Source organism: Cryomorphaceae bacterium 1068, from assembly GCA_027214385.1.
Taxonomy (GTDB): Bacteria; Bacteroidota; Bacteroidia; order Flavobacteriales_D; family Cryomorphaceae; genus JAKVAV01.
The window spans coordinates 1-13,270 of sequence record JAPVXR010000019.1; the positions used below are offsets into that span (position 1 = coordinate 1).

Genomic DNA, 13,270 nt, shown 5'->3' on the forward strand with positions numbered 1-13,270 from the left:
TCCACCCCCGCCAGCGGGGGACACGTACATGACTCTATTTTGTTTTGGTTCTCATTTGTGCTCATTTATATCCATTCGTGGCCATTCGTGTCCATCCGTGGACACCCCGTGAGCGCGGTCAGTGAGCGGAGTTGAACTGTAGCGAACCCGCACCCCCGTGGAACCAAAAAACCTCCGACCGCCTTAGACGGTACAGAGGTTTTGCAAGCCCAACGCTTAAGGAGAGCATCTCCTTTACGCTGCCATCACCACCGCAGGGTCACTATACCCGCTGTTATCTCGACGACCGAAGGCCTTCACCCGAAACCAGTAGTACGTGCCCGGCTCCAAGTTGTCTACCGTGAACTTACTCCTCGAGGTGGTTCCCGCATTGATCCACTCAGCCGTGGGGCTTACCGGATCGGTGGTGGTCATCTCCACGACGTAGTTCAAGGCATGCTTCACAGTCTCCCAGTCCAGCTCTACTTTTCCGCTGCGGTTGCTTCTCGTTGCACTCAAATCAGTCGGATCACTCAAGGGGGGAGTGGGTTCTGACTGACTGCGTACTTCAAATCCGGCACTCACGATGATCGACGCATCTCCTTCAGCTACCATAGACACATAAGCGCCCAGGGTACGAAGCATGTCTTTCAATTCATCGCCTGCCTTGTTTCGATACAAGATAGCTCGCCCATCGCGAAACTGTGCTTGCAGGGCCAGGTCCTCGAATTCGTCCAACTTCGTTGTGACGTCAGCAAGGGCTGGTGTGGGGGTTGGGAAATTGGCGTTTCCGTCCATATTTTTCAGGACGTTACGCGTAAACATGGATAGCGACTTGGGATTGAGGCGCGCCAGGCCTAATTTAATACTTGTCATAAGACGAAGTGTTAAAGCTACACTTCCAAACTCGGTTGTGTTTCGCTTGCTAAATGAAACGGGGGCTGTCGAAAAATGGTTACGTAACAGTCAGACAGGCAGTGTGTTAGATTTTTGTGTGCAGGCGTTCGAAAATTTGGGAAGGAAAAATCAAATCATTTTATCCGCTGGAATTTGAGCTGCGGGTATTTGAAAACAGCACCTTCAGTTGCCGCGGCTTTCAGACCAGTTCCATCAGGGATAATGACTCTACGGCAATGCTATTCTCCGTCTCTTTTCACCGTTTTTCAATGTCATTAAAATCAAAAAGTTCTGCTGGAAATTAACTGAAAAAAAATTTAAAATAATTGATGAAATTAGATTTTATCAGAATATATTCCGTGAAAATCAATTGAGATTTTTGCCGAAAAAGGCTTTTTGACGATTGATAATTTTGCTTTGACAACAAACAAAAACGTTTTGATGACAATCAAAAACGGTTTGATGACAAACAATTTTGCTTTGATGACAATCACAAACGTTTTGATGACAATCAAACTTGCTTTGACGACAAACAATTTTGCTTTGACAACAATCAAAGATGCTTTGAAACCAATCAAACTTGCTTTGACGATAAACAATTTTGCTTTGATACCCATCAAAAACGCTTTGATGACAATCATACTTGCTTTGCATATCATCAATTTTGCTTTGCATGGAAGCAAAAAGAAATGGAATACCATCACGGCCGCTTTGAACGTATACTCACGGCAATAATGATAAGAATGAAATGCTAAGATATGAGAACTGAAGGATGGTATTTGGATAATTGGTATTTAAATTTTACCTTCATATTAAACCAGATCTCGCCCTAGTCTATTCCTCGGACTATTCGAAACAGAAAGAAGGGGAAGCGGTGTAGGTGCGATAACCAACCTTAAACACTGAGCCGATGAAGCCCGATTTTATCATTGACGAACACAGCCAAGGAGCTACTCTGACCTTTTATATCCGCCGCGACGAATTCATTCTCGATCCGATGGAATGTGATAACATCAAACAAGCCAAGGCAAGTATTACCGCCATTCGCGAGGCCGCTAAAGCCAAGCGTTACTTTATTGTAGACGACTGCAAGGGCAATTTCTACATCGAAATGCGCGATGCTGACGGCAACGTTATTGCTACGAGCCACTCATACACCAGCCGCTACAATGCACAAAAGGGCATCGAAGCTCTCGAAATATACATACCAATGGCGCGGGCTCACAAGGTGACCGTGGAGGAATTGGATGTTTGAGTTTATTCAGCTTCATTCGCTCTTCCGCTGTGTCGCAGTGGTTAATATTCGTGAGCGAAGCGAACGTACCACCAGCGTCTTTTGCTCGTTCCTCGCAGAATCCACCCCCTCTTGACGAAGGGGGACACGAGTCCAAGATCATCTCTTGGTTTGATTAAACACGGGATTGTGATTTTAAGTATACAAGTCAATGTTTCCGCGATCATATCCCCCTTTTGGAGGGGGTGCCGAGGCACGAGGTGGGGGAGGGTGATAAGGATTGCCCACCCCCGTCTTCTCCTTCCTTCGGTCGTCGAATCCACCCCCGCCAGCGGGGGACACGTGTTCGACTCTATTTTTTTTAATTCTCAATTGTGCTCTTTTATATCCATCCGTGTTCATTGACTTCTTCGAGCTCCGCTGCGCTTCGGTTCGTGTCTATCCGTGGATAAAAAGCGAGCCTGCGAGCCTAGCACGCCTAACCATCGGTGTTCATCCGTGTTCATCCGTGGATAAAAAGCGAGCTTGCGAGCCTGGCACGCACGCCCTAACCCTAAAGGGTACGCCCCACGGCATCAAAGCTCATTGACTTTGTTAAGGGCGTCTGCGCTTCGGTTCGTGTTCATTGACTTCGTCGAGCTCCGCTGCGCTTCGGTTCGTGTCTATCCGTGGATAAAAAGCGAGCCTGCGAGCCCATAACATTTAAGACGGCCGTGGTTAACCAAGCAGACCTACAGCTCAATGCCGATCTTCCGTTCCGGTTCTATGGTATCTGCATCGCGGTCAATCGCGCGGGCCATCACGTAGAAATGAATCCGAACGTTTGAATCATCATTGACTGCTGCCGACATGGTATGCGACTTAATGGAATACCCCTCTGCAATGAGATCATTGAGGAAAGGCATAAACCACGCGTAATTGCCAAATCTCGGCGATTCGGAGCGCTTGAATTTCTTTGAGTCATTTTTCCCCGAGCCGTCGGGATAGGTGATAGCTACCGAATTCCATCGATACCCTTCTACATAATAGACCATGGCATATTCTTCCGATCCGGGCGCCGCGGCAGTGGTTTCACTTATTACAGGAATCGTCTTATCCTGAGCCTCTGCCACAAGGGAAAGCATCAGAAGGGACAACAAAAAAACAAAGACAGATTTCATGGAATGGCTTTTTCCAGGGAGTGCATAAATCGTTCCAATGGTTTTGGGAGAGGGGGCCCATTAAAGGCTATGTCCAAAATGTGTGATGGAGATGAAATAGGGTTTTTCTGAGAAATTGGGGGGTATTTTCCTGAGAAAGGAGAGGGTGAATCCCCGAAAATAGTGAGTATTTTCCCCCAATTTGTAGTGAAAGTAGGAATTGAGCTTGGATGTTGATGATTAGATGGTTAGAATTGATGATTCAATCAATTAGTAAGCAATTAACCAAAAATCTTAACTATGAAAATTATAGAAGTTGAACTAAACGTTCAAGTAGGCCAAAGTCCGAATGTTTTAGAAGTTACAATAGGAGATTTCCAGCCAGGTTCGCACGTCTGGAAAAAGGGAATTCGTCCGGATATCTATCCAAATCCACAATCTACAATTTGGACTACAACGGTTAGAAATGCCAAAGGCAATTATATGTATTGGACATCAGCAGTGCTAGATAGAAACCCAAATACAAATTGGGTATCAGTAGATGTTGCTGTGAACGGTGAGGCCATTCACACTGAAGAATTGGAATATGAGGCAAAAAAAAATCAATTAGTCGAATTTAGAATCACCTTAAACTTTATCTAATGAAGAAGCTATGTATTGCCGCAGTTTTTATTCTAAGTTCTGGAATATTGTATTCACAAGATGAAGTAGACATTCAAGTACCGGCATATCCGGCAGGCGTAATTTTGGGTAACCCAAGTCTTGAAGTAAATAGGGTGGGAAGTTACAGTTCCCTTGTAACGGCATTGACAACAAACATTTCACCTACTGCAGGAAGTGTTATTCCCAATGACCTTGCTCTAGAATTGATGCCATTTTATATGAAAAGCAGAAGCGGGTCGTTGGAGGAGCTCGATTCTTCTGATCCGTTTAGGGATCTTCGATTATCCCTCGCTTCATCACAGGTTGTGGATTCAGTTAATGGTAGCTTTCAGAGGCTCGGATTTGGTTTCAGGACGTACCTGATTCCAGGTAAAATTGAAAACAAGAAAATACTTAACCTAAATTCTGACGTCGTCTTTGGATCAACCCTTTACAGTCTTGCAGACATTGTTGAGAATTCGGCTACTTCAAATTTAGAGTTGAAAGCAGCAATAGACTCTGAACCTGCAATTACTGTAAGTGCTGATCAGCTCGAGTATGTCAGAGCAAAGCTCGTTGAAGATGAAGTAGATTTGAATAACCAAGTATTGGCAAAAAAGTTGAGGGAAATAGCCGATAATTGGAACGATAAACTCCAAGACCCGAATGCAACTTTGCCAAGTGGAGTATACGATGTTTCTTCAAGGTATGGTGGGATATTAGAATTGAGTGGAGCTTTAGCCTTTGATTTTCCGACGGGAGATTTAGGTTATAGTGAAGTAAATAGGGGCGCTGTATGGATAAGCTACCACTACCTTCCAAAAAAAAATGATAATGTTGAGTTTACTGCACTGCTGAGGGGCTCCAACTTTTCCTATGATCCTCAAGAACTTTCTACAGATGTTTTTTACGCCGATCTCGGTGTGAATTGTTCTTTTGATGTAAGCGATAAATTCACTCTTACGGGTGAATATGTTTACAGAGGTGCTCCCAACACGGATATTGATCCTGAGCAGAAAGCAGACTTAACGCTGAGCTATGCCTTTAAAGAAAATACTGCTTTCAGTATTTCAGTTGATCAGTTTTTTATGGAATGGCAGAATGGGGTAACTGATCCAACGCAATTAGCTTTGAGTTTGATTTTTGGGTTAAAGAATTAGCCCCAGAAATAGCATTTTTTTGATACTCACACTTGCTTTGAGTCTTTCAATTAGTTTTTAAAATTGTCTAACTCCATCAGCAGGATGATTGCGGACTCTAATGAATAAAGAAACCTTGCTAACTTTAGGAGAAACACCTTAAAATGATGGCCATGCAAATTGATCGAGAACGAAGAATATTCCCAGAGGATTGGGTTCTATACATTTTAACGTTGTTGGCAACTGGCTTTGCTTACCATTACTTAAGTGAAGCCAAAGAAAAGCAGCTTGACTTGATTGAAATGGCCTATCAAGACGAAATTTCGACAGATATCAAGTTTGATAAGTCTGATAGAATAGAAGTAGCTTACTTCAAAGCCCAAGTTCAACAGACCAATAGAATTGCGGGTCATAGTTCACGAGGTTTGGTAGCCTCCAGTTCAATTAAGTTTGTGGGATTTCTAATAGGCGTGGTAATGGTTTTTCTTGGTTCAATTATGATCATAAGAGGAATCAGAAATATGCCAACGGTAGTTGATGGGTCTTTAAATGATCAGGCTAAAATATCGATAATAAGTTCTAGCCCCGGGGTAATTTACTCAGTACTTGGCGTTGTTGTGATACTATCCACGGTCTTGAGCACAAGCAATATTGGTTTCACAGTAAATCCAATAATTCCCTATAATCTGTTCCAAGCGGAAATTGAGGATAATGATAACCAACAACAAGATACAACCAATACCAAGCCTTTTGAAAATGAGAATCTCTACAAGTAACACCATTAAGACAACTAGCCAATTGTTGCTTCTATTCGTTCTGCCTATAACTACTACAGCACAAAATGGGAAATCGACTCTTGAAAGATTTGCCGATTATGGTGATGTACTGGAATCAGAGCCGTCGAAAGATGCAAAATTCAGTGCTTATGTCCTTTTTGACTGGTATGAAGATTTAATTGAGAGCTTAGACCCTAAGAAAATAGCAAAACTGAACATTCCAAGAAAATCTTCAGACAGGTCTGCTCTCTACGCTCAAATCATGGACAGAGAGAATAACTATTCAAGTTCGCAGCGATATTTAGCTCAGGTACTTTGGTTGGATCGCAAGCCAAGTTCTGATTGTCCTTTATCTGGAAGAGTTGTAAATTCTGCGGATCCAGGGAGTGGTCTACCAGGGTCATATGTTGACCTTAAGATTGCACCTGAATTTGCGATAGCATACTCTTTATTGAGCCCGGAAGAAAAGATTCACATGAAAAATATCCTACCCAAGGATCAGTTGGAAGCAATCGAAGAATTAGAGGCAAACGAGCTGTATTTAGAAATTCCTAAACTGTTAAATGACGAAAAACTAGAAATACAACTTGATGAGGTGAAACAAGAGCCAATCGAATTAAATATTGAGGACAAGACCTTTTTAAAACTTGAAAAATTGGATGATTCACAACTGCCTGATTTGCTAATGCAAGACCTTTTAGAAAATAGATTATTACAGAATTACTCCACGGAACTAGAGAAGATTTCTTCCAATGAGAACTTTGAGTTAAGCAATAAGGAAGAGAAAGAATTGCAAAAAGCAATTAAAAATTTGGATAGAGCCGCATTGAATCTATCGAGAATCGAGAAACTGCAGGATGTTAATGAATAGTTCCTGTGATGTAAATGCAAAAAAGCACACAACATATTGCTCCGTGCAGCGAAAACTCTTATTTCTTGCACCATAGTCTCTTAATCCCACATGTTTTTCGGATATTCGACTCGAAGGACAAAACCAAGAGGAAATGGAAAAAGCCATTCAAGCATTACTCAAGTTCAGAGACGAAAGAGATTGGAGGCAATTTCATAATTCAAAAGACTTGGCATTGGCCATATCCATCGAGGCTGCAGAGCTCAATGAGCTCTTTTTGTGGAAGCAAGGAGAAGAGATTGATCAAGTAAAAGAGGAGAAACTTAAAGAAGAGTTAGCTGATGTTTTATCCTTTGCATTGCTCTTAGCGGAAAAGCATGGATTGGATCCCGAGCAACTTGTTTTGGATAAGGTGAAAAAGAATGCGGAAAAATATCCCGCGGATAAAGCACACGGAACAGCAAAAAAGTATACGGAACTATGAGTGAGGAACTCAGGTTTGAGTTGAAGGAATATTCTTTTTCTGATTCCTTGCCCTCCCTGATCGAACAAGATTATTACGTCAAAGACCACTGGCCCGTAGTCTATATACTGAGTGATGGAAAAGTGAAGGAAGCCTATATCGGAGAAACTGCTGATGCTGCTTCACGTTTGGCAACACACCTCAGGAACTCAAGGAAGAATCACCTTACTGCAGTGCATTTGGTCACAAGCAAGAAGTTCAATAAGTCTGCGACATTGGATATTGAATCCAATTTAATCCGATACTTTTCGGGCGACGGGAAGTACAAATTGCTCAACGGAAACTTGGGCCTGTCAAACCACAACTACTTTCAAAAGAAGGAAGTCTATTGGGATCTCTTCCAGTCGTTATGGTCGAGCTTGAAGGAGAAAGGTATCGTTCGCAACGGATTGGACGTAATCGATAATTCAGACCTGTTCAAGTATTCACCTTACAAAGCACTGACTGCCGAGCAAAGGCTAAACATGGTTGATCTGGTGCGGATATTGGCTGATGATCAATACAATGCTGCAGTCATTGAAGGAGGCGCGGGAACGGGTAAATCAATTATGGCTGTCTATTTAGTCAAGGCGCTACTGTCTGATTTGGATGATTTCGACTTTAGCGATTTTGGCGAGGAGGAGATTGAGTTGCTGGAGAATCTGGAAGTTCTTCAAAAGCAGTTTCCCAAACCGAAGGTTGCGATTGTCGTACCCATGGCGTCTTTTCGAAAGACATTGCAGACCGTTTTCAGAAATGTACACGGTTTAAATGCAAAGATGGTTATCGGGCCTGCAGAAGTTTCCAGAAATAACTACGATATCCTTTTAGTGGATGAATCGCATCGACTGCGGCAGCGGAAGAATCTAGGGCCATATTTCAAACCTTTTGACGAGGCCAATGAACGCTTGGATCTCCCCAAAGATGAAGGGAATGAATTGGATTGGGTATTGATGCAGGCAGAAAAGACCATCCTATTCTATGACCGCGATCAATCGATAAAGCCGTCTGATGTTGATTATGAAGATTTTTTTGAACTCAAAGAAGCGCCAACTACGTTCGTAGGTGAGTTGCGCTCCCAGTTCAGAGTGAAAGGAGGCACAAATTACGTTGACTTTATTGATCGCTTGCTGAAAGGAAAGCTCGATCAAAGCGAGAAATGGCAGGCGGATCACTACGAGTTTAAACTGTTTGAATCGGCAAAGGAGATGGTAGATGCCATTAAAGAGAATGATCTATCTAAAGGTTTATCAAGACTGGTGTCAGGTTATTCGTGGCCGTGGATCTCGAAAAAAAACCAAGAGGCATTTGATATTACAGTAGACGGAATCTTACTCCGCTGGAATACAACAAATATAGATTGGGTCAACTCATCTAACGCGGTGAATGAAGTAGGATGCATTCATACTACCCAAGGGTATGACTTGAATTATGCAGGGATCATATTGGGAAAGGAGATCACTTATAATCCAGATACCAAGCAGATTGAAATTATCAAGGAGAACTACCACGATAAGGCCGGACGCACGGGGATTAATGACCCTGCGGTTTTGAAAGACTACATACTCAACATCTACAAGACTATTCTGCTGCGGGCTATTCACGGTACCTACCTCTATGCCTGTGATGAACACTTACGTAATTATCTAAGGGAGCATTTGCCCTTTATTGAAAGGCAGCATACCGAAGCCAAAAAGCTACGACTCTACTCTGCAGAAGAAGTAACCCCTTTCGAGGATAGTCTGCCCGTAGTCGACATCAAAGCAGCTGCAGGAGGTTGGAGTGACTTACAGAAGCACGAGGAGTTTCAATGGATGAAGGTCGATGGCTTCGTTCCAAAAGAAGGACAGTTTGTATGTCAGGTTGTTGGAAAATCGATGAATAAGGTTATACCCAATGGTTCATGGTGTGTTTTCGAAAAATATACCGGAGGTAGCAGGGACGGCAAAATTGTATTGGTGCAGCATCAAGATATTCAGGAATCTGATTTTGGTGCAGGCTATACTGTCAAAAGATACCGCAGTGAAAAGCAAGTAACAGGAGAATTGTGGACACATCAGTCCATTCGATTGGAGCCAATGAGTGATGATCAATCGTATTCAGATCTCATTTTGAATAACGATGAATTGGAGAGTTTGGTAGTGATTGGGGTTTTTAGATATGTAATAATATGGTAATCAAAGACCAAAGCCTAACTGATCTGGATAATTTACCCGATCCCGATATCTTGGCCAATGAGATCGTAGAGAATATAGAATCGGCCTCGGAGAGTTTTAGAGCGGTTGAGGAGGGGGTTGAAGTAGAATAATTATGAAACTGAAAAGACATTTATATTATACTGGCCTAGTATTGATCACATTAATTACAGCCTGTTCGCCCGAACCTAAGGTAGAACCTGAAGGAGAAGTTTTAATTGAGAAATCTTTTGACAATGGGCAGAAAATGATTGAGGGAATGAAGGTTGGAGAAGACCGAATTGGGACATGGAATTGGTATTATCCCAACGGCTCTTTACGAAAGCGTGCTGTGTACGAAAACTCATACCCTGGAAAACTCGTTCAGGCTCAAGAGTACTATTCTAACAGCATTCTCAAAGAAGATACTCGCTTACTGCCAATGTCTTCGGCAGATCAGAAGACCTACATCAAGAGCTACTATCACATAAATGGGATTAAGGACAAAGAGGTAGAATATACTATTCGGTATTACTCAGATGGTGATCGTGAAAATGAAACTACCGAGGCCATATTGGTAAAATACGATGTCAATGGGATCAAGTTATACGAGGTCCATGATTCTGATCAAAGTAAAAAATATAGGTTCTGGTATGATTTAGAAGGCAATGTCATAGGTAAAGAGCAGAAGGATGACATCTAGGCTATCAAATTAAAGATTGGTTATGGTTAAACACACCCAAATTGCTATTTTAATTTTTCTCCTGACGACATGCTCATTTACTGATGAGAAAGCAGAAGAAATACATCGCGAACAGCGACAATCTGAAATTCAAAAAGCGGAAAAACAGGAAAGGAAACAACGCATTCTCAAAGAGTGGGCAAAAGAATACGAGATAAACGCATTATGGGACACTTTGGATTACCCATATTCTATTCAGTATGAAAATCTAATTGTCAATGGATATCAAATCATTGAAGATGCTGAGATTTTAGATATATATAGCAAGGGCGAAGAAAAGTACGCCTCCATCAAAACCAGGGGCTTTTCAGCTTCCTATTTCGATTTGAAATTAACTGAGGGGCATGTCAAAAAAGTTTTATCGGAAAACTCTGATAGTTTCTTAGGAATTATGGATGAATGCATGATGGTGATAAAAATAGACAGGATTAGACAGTTTGGTGTAAAGCTTGAAACAGATTATGATGAGGATTATGGTTGGTCTTATTTAGTCGATGCTGATGAATTTTTTGTGATCGGTAAAGTGGTTGAAATTGAAATTATAAAGTGAGAAAATAGTTAAGCTGTGAAACTCTACTCCATTTACTACTCCCACCTCAAGGAAATCAACCCAAGCCCTTTAAGCTTAAGAAAGGAGACTAACAGATTCATAATAGGCCATTCACGGTGCTTGTATTGGGAATTGAAATTACAGGCCATTTTATAACAGTAACTTTAAGTCGCGCACGAAATGAAAAATAACTTACAAGGTTTTGCCACTTTCTGTATTGCGATCGCTTTATTCTGGATCGCTTACACCTACAATGAAACAAAGGATAACGGAAGATTTCAATTTAATGGGTCTAACGCCGATTATTTGATAGATACTCGAACGGGAAAGACATATTGGATTGACGGAGATAAACGAGACTACGAACCGATACCATATTCAAAAGAAATCGAGAACTGATTATCAGAGAATGTTTTAAATAGAAAAATGGTAATACATCGCTATTCCATCGAATTAATTGAATACGTTAGAATGAGCCTCTACACCCTCTCTTCCTCCCGCCTCCAAGAAATCAAGCCCAAGCCCTTCAAGCTGGAGAAGGAGATACAGTCCTTGGAAGATAACCTAAGTACCCTTTTTGGCTTGGACTTTATCTGCACGGAGTTTCCGCAGGATAGCTTGCGCATAGATACCTTAGCTTTTGATCATGAAAGAAAGGCATTTGAGATCAATGAGTACATGAGGGATGAGAATATAAACGTGATTGTTCAGGGCTTTACTCCTTTGGGTAGAATGCCTGAGTACTGTGGTATTTGTTTAAGGCGAGTGTTAGAGAAAAAAATCAGCAGCTATGTTTAGCAAACTATATATGCTTTACGCTAAAAGAAATAGCAATAGGACCCCGTTAGAAGATTTCAATACGGAGTGCTTTGCAGGTGTTCTCAACATGTCTCCGGGTATATTAGACTCATTCATTGATTTTCTTGAACTTTCAAGAGGAGAATACAAGGTAACAACTCAAGCGCATTACTCTTTAGCTGAAACAAGTAACTGTATCATTGACATGGTATTGGAGAGTGAGTCAACCGTATGTTTTATTGAAAACAAGGTTAATTCTAAGGAAGGCTGGGAACAACTTGATCGTTACACGCAAGTGCTGAATAAGTATTATGCCAATGCTGAATTGAAGAACAAGAAGAATATTCATTTAAAGTACTGCACAAAAAATGTTGATATTAAACAACGCGCAGAGTTCGAGTTTTCTCAGTTCCGTTGGTTTCAAATTGGCAAATTACTAGCCGAGAATCATAACGATGACGCTCTAGCCTCAAATTATTTAAACTTCTTACAACAAAATGGTATGGCAATAGATCCCTCAATATCAACCGACACAGTGGTCACCCTGAAAAACTTTAGAAATACATATGATACAATGGAGTATCATATTGAAGAATCGGCCAAAAACTTCAAAAACGCTTTCCCGAAAGCCAAATTAGCTAAGCGGCACAAAACAGATAGGCGAAACGATCTGGAGGCTAAAAATCGAATTTCTAATTCAATACCATATCCTTTGAAAGACACGTCAGTCAATTCTGAGATACTCTACTCCATTGATTTTGATGAAGTGCAACTACAGTCTCAAATTTGGCTAAGCAAAGACCACCCGCAAATTGTGAAGGTTCTTGAATTGGCGGAGAAATCCAAACTATTTGAATTTATTCAAAATTACGATATTGGCTTAGGATTGCGTAACCGCCAACCACTCTACACTTTTATCGAGAATGAAAATTCAGACAAAGAAATTAAACAATGGTTTAAAGAGAGCTTTGAGAAGATTCGAAAGTTTATTGAAATGACTCCTGAATTGGGGTGGAGTGACAACGTTATTATAAGGAAATAGAAACCCACCAAACCACCCAAAAACACTGGATGCAAAGTTGTTTGAAGGAGGTTTTTGAGGGAGAAAAATAGGAAGTAGTATTATGATTACAGAAGATGCACATTTAAGACATAAGCATGTTATCAATGAGGCATGGCAAATTCTATTTTCACGCATCGTAAGTGGGCGTCAACCTATAAACAAAGAGGCTTCTATGCAATTACAGCTTGCAAGAATTCTACAAGTGTTAGGAAATGCTTACTGTACAAAAAAAGACGAGGCCTTTACTGTAGAATTAGAAACAGGTATTGGACGCCAAAACATTGATATTACCTGCCAGTTGGGGGAGTCTAAAGCGGCAATCGAACTAAAATGCTTTAGAAAAAGATCAAATCGTGGTACGGATTTAGATATGTATGATGTATTAAAAGACATTCAACGATTAGATAATTACAAGGACTTTCATATCAGACAATTCATTTGTTTGACAGATAATAAATACTATACTCAGAATAACAATGTAGGACATGGAGCAGCAGTAACAACAACCAATGGGACTAAATACAAGGCAAACATTCCAATAACCCCAACTTGGAAAGGACAATGGAAATCAAAAAGTAGAGACCCTGATATCTTACTTCTTCGAAACTTAGAATTTGATTGGGTAGAAAAAGAAGGCTGGTTTTACTTTGAAGCGATGCGTTAGAAAGGAGAGGAGATAGTAAACGAATGATACCTAGGAATACCTCTCTTCCCTATCAATAGTTATGTAGGAACGTAAAGCTTATTATACCAAAAAGCAAATTTTCATCCTTTATGCAGTTGAG

The 13,270-nt window shown here is 41.1% G+C and carries 17 protein-coding genes; 14 read left to right on the forward strand and 3 right to left on the reverse strand.

Annotated elements, in window-relative coordinates; translation table 11 throughout:
* Window positions 1–234: 234 nt before the first annotated feature.
* Window positions 235–804 (reverse strand): fibronectin type III domain-containing protein, encoded by a 570-nt coding sequence (locus O3Q51_16985; GenBank protein MCZ4410515.1) that lies wholly within the window; start codon window positions 802–804, stop codon window positions 235–237.
* 407 nt (window positions 805–1,211) lie between these two features.
* Window positions 1,212–1,577, reverse strand: coding sequence for a hypothetical protein (locus O3Q51_16990; GenBank protein MCZ4410516.1), 366 nt, complete (start codon window positions 1,575–1,577; stop codon window positions 1,212–1,214).
* 209 nt (window positions 1,578–1,786) lie between these two features.
* Between O3Q51_16990 and O3Q51_16995 the strand changes: the two genes are divergently transcribed.
* Entirely contained in the window at window positions 1,787–2,131 is a 345-nt protein-coding gene (locus O3Q51_16995; GenBank protein ID MCZ4410517.1) for a YegP family protein, read from the forward strand.
* 710 nt (window positions 2,132–2,841) lie between these two features.
* Here the strand turns inward: O3Q51_16995 and O3Q51_17000 are convergent.
* Window positions 2,842–3,270, reverse strand: coding sequence for a hypothetical protein (locus tag O3Q51_17000; GenBank protein ID MCZ4410518.1), 429 nt, complete (start codon window positions 3,268–3,270; stop codon window positions 2,842–2,844).
* A gap of 279 nt (window positions 3,271–3,549) precedes the next feature.
* Between O3Q51_17000 and O3Q51_17005 the strand changes: the two genes are divergently transcribed.
* The 13 genes from O3Q51_17005 (at window position 3,550) to O3Q51_17065 (ending at window position 13,149) form a co-directional block, all read left to right on the forward strand.
* Complete coding sequence (locus O3Q51_17005; GenBank protein MCZ4410519.1) at window positions 3,550–3,891, forward strand: hypothetical protein; 342 nt, start codon at window positions 3,550–3,552, stop codon at window positions 3,889–3,891.
* Complete coding sequence (locus tag O3Q51_17010; GenBank protein MCZ4410520.1) at window positions 3,891–5,051, forward strand: hypothetical protein; 1,161 nt, start codon at window positions 3,891–3,893, stop codon at window positions 5,049–5,051. Before O3Q51_17005 ends, O3Q51_17010 begins: the two co-directional genes overlap by 1 nt.
* Window positions 5,052–5,203: 152 nt before the next feature.
* Entirely contained in the window at window positions 5,204–5,806 is a 603-nt protein-coding gene (locus O3Q51_17015; GenBank protein ID MCZ4410521.1) for a hypothetical protein, read from the forward strand.
* On the forward strand, window positions 5,781–6,677 hold the full coding sequence (locus O3Q51_17020; protein ID MCZ4410522.1) for a hypothetical protein: 897 nt from the start codon (window positions 5,781–5,783) through the stop codon (window positions 6,675–6,677). The genes O3Q51_17015 and O3Q51_17020 overlap by 26 nt, the downstream gene beginning before the upstream one ends.
* A gap of 103 nt (window positions 6,678–6,780) precedes the next feature.
* Entirely contained in the window at window positions 6,781–7,140 is a 360-nt protein-coding gene (locus O3Q51_17025; GenBank protein MCZ4410523.1) for a nucleotide pyrophosphohydrolase, read from the forward strand.
* On the forward strand, window positions 7,137–9,335 hold the full coding sequence (locus tag O3Q51_17030; GenBank protein ID MCZ4410524.1) for a DUF2075 domain-containing protein: 2,199 nt from the start codon (window positions 7,137–7,139) through the stop codon (window positions 9,333–9,335). The genes O3Q51_17025 and O3Q51_17030 overlap by 4 nt, the downstream gene beginning before the upstream one ends.
* Window positions 9,329–9,466 (forward strand): hypothetical protein, encoded by a 138-nt coding sequence (locus O3Q51_17035; GenBank protein MCZ4410525.1) that lies wholly within the window; start codon window positions 9,329–9,331, stop codon window positions 9,464–9,466. The genes O3Q51_17030 and O3Q51_17035 overlap by 7 nt, the downstream gene beginning before the upstream one ends.
* A 41-nt stretch (window positions 9,467–9,507) precedes the next feature.
* Entirely contained in the window at window positions 9,508–10,035 is a 528-nt protein-coding gene (locus tag O3Q51_17040) for a hypothetical protein (protein ID MCZ4410526.1), read from the forward strand.
* A 22-nt stretch (window positions 10,036–10,057) separates the two neighbouring features.
* Window positions 10,058–10,624 carry a hypothetical protein gene (locus O3Q51_17045; protein MCZ4410527.1) on the forward strand — a complete coding sequence of 189 codons (567 nt, stop codon included), beginning with the start codon at window positions 10,058–10,060 and terminating at the stop codon, window positions 10,622–10,624.
* Between the two features lie 180 nt (window positions 10,625–10,804).
* Window positions 10,805–11,023, forward strand: a complete 219-nt coding sequence (locus O3Q51_17050) for a hypothetical protein (GenBank protein ID MCZ4410528.1) — start codon at window positions 10,805–10,807, stop codon at window positions 11,021–11,023.
* A gap of 27 nt (window positions 11,024–11,050) precedes the next feature.
* Window positions 11,051–11,422 (forward strand): hypothetical protein, encoded by a 372-nt coding sequence (locus O3Q51_17055; GenBank protein ID MCZ4410529.1) that lies wholly within the window; start codon window positions 11,051–11,053, stop codon window positions 11,420–11,422.
* A complete protein-coding gene (locus O3Q51_17060) occupies window positions 11,415–12,464 on the forward strand; it encodes a PD-(D/E)XK nuclease family protein (protein MCZ4410530.1) in 1,050 nt (349 codons plus the stop codon). Before O3Q51_17055 ends, O3Q51_17060 begins: the two co-directional genes overlap by 8 nt.
* An 82-nt stretch (window positions 12,465–12,546) precedes the next feature.
* Window positions 12,547–13,149 carry a hypothetical protein gene (locus tag O3Q51_17065; protein ID MCZ4410531.1) on the forward strand — a complete coding sequence of 201 codons (603 nt, stop codon included), beginning with the start codon at window positions 12,547–12,549 and terminating at the stop codon, window positions 13,147–13,149.
* The last annotated feature ends 121 nt before the right edge of the window (window positions 13,150–13,270 follow it).

What these genes read in the sequence shown, in the direction of transcription:
- O3Q51_16985 (MCZ4410515.1), bottom strand. Translation starts at nt 804, where the DNA reads ATGTTTACGCGTAACGTCCTGAAAAATATGGACGGAAACGCCAATTTC.
- O3Q51_16990 (MCZ4410516.1), bottom strand. Translation starts at nt 1,577, where the DNA reads ATGGTATTCCATTTCTTTTTGCTTCCATGCAAAGCAAAATTGATGATA.
- O3Q51_16995 (MCZ4410517.1), top strand. Translation starts at nt 1,787, where the DNA reads ATGAAGCCCGATTTTATCATTGACGAACACAGCCAAGGAGCTACTCTG.
- O3Q51_17000 (MCZ4410518.1), bottom strand. Translation starts at nt 3,270, where the DNA reads ATGAAATCTGTCTTTGTTTTTTTGTTGTCCCTTCTGATGCTTTCCCTT.
- O3Q51_17005 (MCZ4410519.1), top strand. Translation starts at nt 3,550, where the DNA reads ATGAAAATTATAGAAGTTGAACTAAACGTTCAAGTAGGCCAAAGTCCG.
- O3Q51_17010 (MCZ4410520.1), top strand. Translation starts at nt 3,891, where the DNA reads ATGAAGAAGCTATGTATTGCCGCAGTTTTTATTCTAAGTTCTGGAATA.
- O3Q51_17015 (MCZ4410521.1), top strand. Translation starts at nt 5,204, where the DNA reads ATGCAAATTGATCGAGAACGAAGAATATTCCCAGAGGATTGGGTTCTA.
- O3Q51_17030 (MCZ4410524.1), top strand. Translation starts at nt 7,137, where the DNA reads ATGAGTGAGGAACTCAGGTTTGAGTTGAAGGAATATTCTTTTTCTGAT.
- O3Q51_17035 (MCZ4410525.1), top strand. Translation starts at nt 9,329, where the DNA reads ATGGTAATCAAAGACCAAAGCCTAACTGATCTGGATAATTTACCCGAT.
- O3Q51_17045 (MCZ4410527.1), top strand. Translation starts at nt 10,058, where the DNA reads ATGGTTAAACACACCCAAATTGCTATTTTAATTTTTCTCCTGACGACA.
- O3Q51_17050 (MCZ4410528.1), top strand. Translation starts at nt 10,805, where the DNA reads ATGAAAAATAACTTACAAGGTTTTGCCACTTTCTGTATTGCGATCGCT.
- O3Q51_17055 (MCZ4410529.1), top strand. Translation starts at nt 11,051, where the DNA reads ATGGTAATACATCGCTATTCCATCGAATTAATTGAATACGTTAGAATG.
- O3Q51_17060 (MCZ4410530.1), top strand. Translation starts at nt 11,415, where the DNA reads ATGTTTAGCAAACTATATATGCTTTACGCTAAAAGAAATAGCAATAGG.
- O3Q51_17065 (MCZ4410531.1), top strand. Translation starts at nt 12,547, where the DNA reads ATGATTACAGAAGATGCACATTTAAGACATAAGCATGTTATCAATGAG.